This window comes from Pandoraea sp. B-6 (assembly GCF_000282835.1).
Classification (GTDB): Bacteria; Pseudomonadota; Gammaproteobacteria; order Burkholderiales; family Burkholderiaceae; genus Pandoraea; species Pandoraea cepalis.
Genome location: NZ_KB290536.1, coordinates 61579 through 67587, shown reverse-complemented (window position 1 = coordinate 67587; position 6009 = coordinate 61579). Strand labels below are relative to the sequence as shown.

At 64.3% G+C, this 6009-nt stretch carries 2 protein-coding genes and 2 pseudogenes; all 4 read right to left on the bottom strand.

What is annotated here, in order from left to right; genetic code table 11:
* A pseudogene (locus tag A985_RS28630) lies at positions 1-696 on the bottom strand (hypothetical protein); the annotation flags it as partial.
* Positions 697-815: 119 nt separating this feature from the next.
* A complete protein-coding gene (locus tag A985_RS25735; RefSeq protein WP_017234334.1) occupies positions 816-1823 on the bottom strand; it encodes a hypothetical protein in 1008 nt (335 codons plus the stop codon).
* Between the two features lie 491 nt (positions 1824-2314).
* The gene (locus tag A985_RS0115595) at positions 2315-5332 is read right to left on the bottom strand and encodes a bifunctional diguanylate cyclase/phosphodiesterase (protein ID WP_017234333.1); all 3018 of its coding nucleotides are present in this window, start codon (positions 5330-5332) and stop codon (positions 2315-2317) included.
* Positions 5333-5550: 218 nt separating this feature from the next.
* Positions 5551-6009: pseudogene (locus tag A985_RS27110) on the bottom strand (hypothetical protein); the annotation flags it as partial.

Sequence of the window (6009 nt, the reverse complement as noted above, 5' to 3'; positions counted from 1 at the left end):
CACCGAGGCGCCCTTGCCTGTCGGACGAAGTCGCGCGCCATTCGCAAACGACGGCTCGGTGCGCGGCGCACCCGGCACCCTCAACGGCGGCGGTCGCATGGCGTCGAGCCGCGCGCGCTCCTCGTCGGACAACTTCCAGCGCGGCTGTGCCGCCAGACCACGGCGGCGCGGCACCGCGTCTTCCCTCAGGCTACCGACATCGTGATGCCCTTGTCCGAGCGTGGGCGTAAATCGCTCGCCGCGCTCACCACGCTCACTCGTGTCGAACGACATGTGTGAAAGACCCCGCGCCGGCTCGCGGGCGGCCCCATCGAAGCGCGATTCGTAGCCGGGCGCCTCGATATCGTCGTCGGACGATTTGCCGCGCGCGAACATGCCCCACCAAGTGGTGCCGAAGACCAGCGGAAGGGAAAAGAGCAGGACGAAGCTCGCCACGCCCATCGCGAGCGTACCGCCCAACGCGACGTGCAAGCCGTGAGACAGGGATTGGCCGACGCTGCCCCCCGCGGTGTTGCCCTCCCCGCCCGTCAGCGCGGCGAGCGTGGCACTCGATCCGATCGCGAGCGGTATACCGAGCAGCATGCGCAGCGTGCCGGGGCCGAAGATTCGTATCTCACCGCCAAGCAGACCCCGCACGCCAGGCCAGCACAACGCCAGCAACCAAAACGTCGACAGTCCGAACCAGCCAAACCCCATAATCGCTCGTACTTCAGGAAAACCCGGAGTGCGATTGTAGCAGGTAGACCACCGTGCGGAGGCCCTCTCGGCAAGGACTTTCGCGCATCGGCTGACCTGGGTGCCGCGCGTGGCAGACGTTACGGCCGACCGTGCGTGCCGGTCGAGCGCCACGTCGGCATGCTGCCGAGACCGGCGCTCTCGCCGCTCGCGTCCGGTACGACCAGACTCAGGTTCCGGCGACGCAGCGCGCGCCAGTCGACTTTGGCGAAGATGTCGTCCCCCAGCGCGCTCGCTTGCGACAGGTTCTCGACGCGCACACCGCGTGCGCGCAAGACCGCCGACGCGTGGCGGAACGACGGCTCGATCAGGCTGGAGAACTCCACGTCCAACCGCGTCGGCGCACGCGTTTGCAGGGTCTCGTAGAACCGTGGCGTCTGCGCGGCGTCGCGCAAGTCGACCCCATGCAGGTACACCTCGGTGAAGCCCAGCCACGTCGCCACCTGGAGTGCAAAATACGCGACGGTGCCACCGTGGAAGAAGCCATGGTCGAGATCGAAGCTGTACCCGAGGCGGCCCTGCTCGCCCTGGAACGCCGCGCTTGCCCCAACCTGCGGGTTCGCGCGCAGCGCTTCGGGCGTCCTAGCCGCCTCCATCCCGCGCTTGAAAATATCGTCTACAAGATAGAAACGGCACCCGAACGCCGACGCCGGGAACGTGTCCAGCAAACGGGCGAGCACGACCGGCGTGACGAACAACACCAGATCGCGCGCCACGACGCGGCGCGCCAGGTCCGGACGCTGACGCACGAAACCGGCGTCGAGAATGCAGTAGAAATTGAATTTGACCGGCGCGTGGTCGGTCAGCGCGATGGCCCCATTCACGCCCATGACGTGATGCATCGGCAGCGCTTCATAATCGATATCGGCAACCGATGGGCCGCTGGCGATGATGTGGCACGGCAAGCGGCGCAGGCGCTGCAATTCGGCGCGCCGAACGAGTGGCACCCGGCGCGAGCGCCACGTAAAGCGCTCGATGGCTCCCATGGCATCGCGCTCGATGCGCGCGTGCGGCCAGAGGCGTTCGTTGTGCCGCCACTTCGCTGTATGGCTGTAGCGGTAGACGAGTTTGAGAAGCGTCGAGATCATTGTCGTTGTTCTGGCTAGGTCCTACGGTTGCGCCGCGCGCATCTCGTGAATGTGCGCGTTCCTAACCCCGTTGCATATCGCGTGCCTGTCATTTGCCGGACGCCGATGCGCCGCATTGCATTCCGCGTCATGCCCCACCCACGGATACGGCTCACCGGCGCATGGAGGATGCGCTCCACCACGTCGATGCGTTGATTCTGCCACCCGGCCTTTACCGGGGACAAGATTTATTCCAATTGGAATTCTTACTTCGGGTTACGTTTTGATGACGCCCCGAAAAAAATGACTTGACGCGGAAACGCCCGATTCATGGGGGTTTCCGGCATATTGGGCACTGCGGATCGAGTGCCGGGCGGGAATCGCGCGGGCAATACAGTATTGCGAAAAATACGGATAATTCGCACGACAAATCGTCGACTGATGCGACTTTTATCGGCTAACGGACGCACCTCGCCGACGGACTGTCGAAGCGTCGCGTCGGGAGAATCGAATCAGTGCAATGCCGAGTTGCTGCGATGACGCGGGTAGAACGCATCCCCCAACTCGAGCAGCAAAGATGCCAGTTGGGGATCGCGAACGAAACTGACGGCCGAGTCGGCGGCCAGGATAGCCTCGGGCGTTTGCGGGCGCGCAATCAGAAAGCCCTGAACATAGTCGACCCCCAGTTCCGACAAGGCTTCGAGCGTTGCGGTGTCTTCCACCCACTCCGCGACGCTGCGAATCCCGAGATTCTTCGCCAGCGCCACAATCGCTTCGACGATCGCCAGATTGGCCGGATGCGCCGCCATGCTTTTCACGAACGCGCCGTCGATCTTGATGGCGTCGACCGCCAGATCCTTCAGGTATGAGAAAGAACTGAAGCCCGCACCGAAGTCGTCCAGCGCGATGCGTCCGCCCAGTTGGTGAATCCGATCGACAAAGCGACGCGTATTGTCGAGATCGTGCAGCGCCACGGTTTCCGTGATCTCGATGCACAGCAACCCGACGGCACGCTCATGGGCCGCCAGCGTGGTGAAGATGTCCCGAATGAAATGTTCGTCGTTGAGCGACGCCCCCGACAGATTGACACACACAAACCGTGTTTTTGCGAGACGGTCGCGGTTCAGGTCGATCCAGGCGAGCGTGTTCGTCAGTACCCATTTATCGATCATGCCGATGCTGCCGTTCTCCTCGGCCGCGCTGATGACACGCGAGGCCGGTACGATGTTGCCGTCGGAATCGCGCATGCGCAGCAACACCTCGAAGTTGAGCGACTCGCCGGGCGACGCCATCTCCATGATCGGCTGCATTTCGAGAAACAGCGTGTTGGGCGTGAGTCCGGCGTCGAGCGCATCGATCAACCGCAATTCGGCGAGGCGCTCACGAAATGCCGCCGCCCCGCGCTCATAGACCACCAACTCCCGGCGACTCTTCTTGGCCTCGCGACAGGCGCGGTCGGCCGATGAAATCGCGTCGGGCACCCGCATATCGGCGGTCAGCTCGATGACCCCGGCCGACGCGCGCACCTGAAACGCGCGCTCCCCAATCTGATAAGGCTCGCCGCAAATCGCGTCGACCAGACGGCGCGCCACGGCGGCCGCCTCCTTGATCGTCGCATCGCGAAACACCACGATGAACTCGTCGCCGCCGGTGCGCCCCACGCTCTGATCCGTCGACAAGCGTGCTCGCATCCGATCGCATGCCTGGCGCAACACCTCATCGCCCGCCGCATGGCCGAAGAGATCGTTGACTAGCTTGAACCGATCCAGATCCAGATAGGCCAATGCCGCCGGCCTGGCGTCGGATAAGGTACGGATGGCCTCGGCCAGCGCCTTTTCGATGCCGCGCCGGTTCGAGACGCCGGTGAGCGGGTCGTTCTCCGCCAGATAGCGCAATTGCTCCATCGTGCGAGCCCGTTCGGTGATGTCCTGCAACGAGCCTTCGATGCGTCCTGCGGAGAAAATCGCCTTGACGAGATAGCGGCTGGTGCGGCCGTCGTCGCGGGGCAGCGAGAGAATTTCGAGTTCCGATTCCTCGCTGTGCTGCGCGACATCGAGCAGCATGCGCCAGGTGCTCTGGCCGAAGTACTGGTCCCAGCGGAACGTTCGCCCTTCGGTATTGGGAATGCCCAGCATGGTGTGCAACGCCGCGTTGCCACGAACGAAAACACCCTGATCGTCGAGGGTGAACAGGCCGACAGGCGTCACGTCGTAGGCGTTGCGCAGTTCGGTCTGGGCTTCGAGCTTGCCCTGGTGCTCGGCCCGCATCTGCTCGGCAATGGCCAGCGCCGCCATGAGGCTCGAGAACAGCGCCGCGGTCACGCTGTTGAACGCCGTCGCCAACGCGCGCGCATTGAACGCGGCGGCGATCACTTCGGAAAACGTGGCAAACAGGACGATCGACAGCGACGCGCTGTACCACATCGCGACCCGCGAGCGCGTCAGCACGAGAATGCGGGTCAGCAGCACCAGGACGATGGCGATGCCCAGGGCGGCCACAACCCACAGCACGGGGATGAAATGCGCATACGGCAATGCGATGGCCGCGCAGCAGAGCACCACGCCGGCCCATTGCAGCACCATCACCATCCACCGCCAGCCGATGCGGCGCAACTCCCGCTTGAAGAGCTGCGTGAACAGTGAATACGTCAGCACGTAGTAGATGGCGAATGTCGCCTTGCGCACCAGAGCGTCAAGGTCGGTCGGAATGGCGCGTTCCAGCCATTGCGTGTCGGCCCCGAGCGAGTTCGCCGCGAGCCGCAAGTTGCCGATCAGCCACGCCGCGAACAGGACGTAGAGCCATTCCTTGTTGATGATGGCGGTGACGAGCACGAATGCCGAAAGCGTCAACAGACCGCCTTCGAGCAAGCCGTTGCTGCGATGGAACTCGCGTTCGGAGACATTCAGTTCGGACGCCGGCCAGGCGACCAGCGTGAGATGCGCCGGCCCGGAGAATGTGCCCTCGCACAGGAGTGTCACCGGCGCGACGAGTTGCCCGAGATCGATCGCAAAGCCCGCTTTCGACATTCGGATCGCCCCGCGCACGGCGCTGCGGTCCGCGCGTCCGATGGCCGGGGCGTCGGGGTTGCGCCAGCAGATCAGCGTTTGCGCGTGGCGCGAGGGAAATTCGATGACCGTATGTTGGGCAGCGCCCACGGGCGGCACGGTGACCCGGAACCACACCGGCGCCTCGGACAGATGCGTGCTGAACTGCCGAACGGCGGGCGCGCGCTCAAGGACGCCCTGCACCATCGGCGGGCCGAACGTAGCGGGTACATCGCCTTTCGCCTGAAAGGTCAACGATGTTTCACCCCGCACGGCGTACTGGCTCTCCTGGAACATCAGCACCAGGCCCGAGAGCAGCATGATGGCGGCGGGAACGGCGTACAGCGAAATCGTACGAAAAAGCTCGTCGAGCCGCGCGCTCACGCGCCAACGGCGCCGCGAACCGGAGCGTTCCGCCCACTCGTCGGCGAAATCGGTCGAATTGCGGCTGTAATCGTCACGCTCGTTGCCGAGTTCCCCCGCCATAGAAATCTTAAGCCCTTATCTTATTGGTCGCCCCCGCGAGCTTCGCCGGGCAAGGCGTACCCCTCGGCACGCCCTGCCGGCCGGGCCGGCCCTGGCCCGTGCGACCCCGATGCAGGCCGACACGGGCAGGTCTCTTTTGCCCGCCTTGCGCGTTATCGCCATCGCCCAAAAGACCGAATGCGGCAGGCGACGGGATAACGTTAGTTCGAATAACGGCATTACACCGACAAGCTGAAGCCTGATGCACCGCATCGTACCGCGTCGCCACCAAAAGATAAATCCCGCAAATGCGCGCCAACACTGGCTTCGCCTGATGACGCCCGCACAACGTCCTGCATTCCCGGCACCCCCAGCCGCAGGTCGGGATGATGGGTGAGGCACATATAGGCGAACAAAGGATGCTCCGCCGCCTGCCAACGCGTGCGTGCCTGCGCCACGTCCAGCGCCAGCACGCGGTGTCCGATGCCGCCGACGTGTGCCATCGGGATCAGGGCTTGCGACGGGAACACGTCGATAAACATCAGGGCTTCATACTGCCGATGCAGCGGCGGACGCGCCGTAATCACCATCCAGTCGACCGCGGACAGCAGGCAATACTGATAGAAGGCCTTGAACAGCGCCGTCTTGACGACACGTCCGGCGGGCCCGGCTACCACGCCCAGACGCGTCGCCTCGGC

What these genes read in the sequence shown, in the direction of transcription:
- A985_RS25735 (WP_017234334.1), bottom strand. Translation starts at nt 1,823, where the DNA reads ATGATCTCGACGCTTCTCAAACTCGTCTACCGCTACAGCCATACAGCG.
- A985_RS0115595 (WP_017234333.1), bottom strand. Translation starts at nt 5,332, where the DNA reads ATGGCGGGGGAACTCGGCAACGAGCGTGACGATTACAGCCGCAATTCG.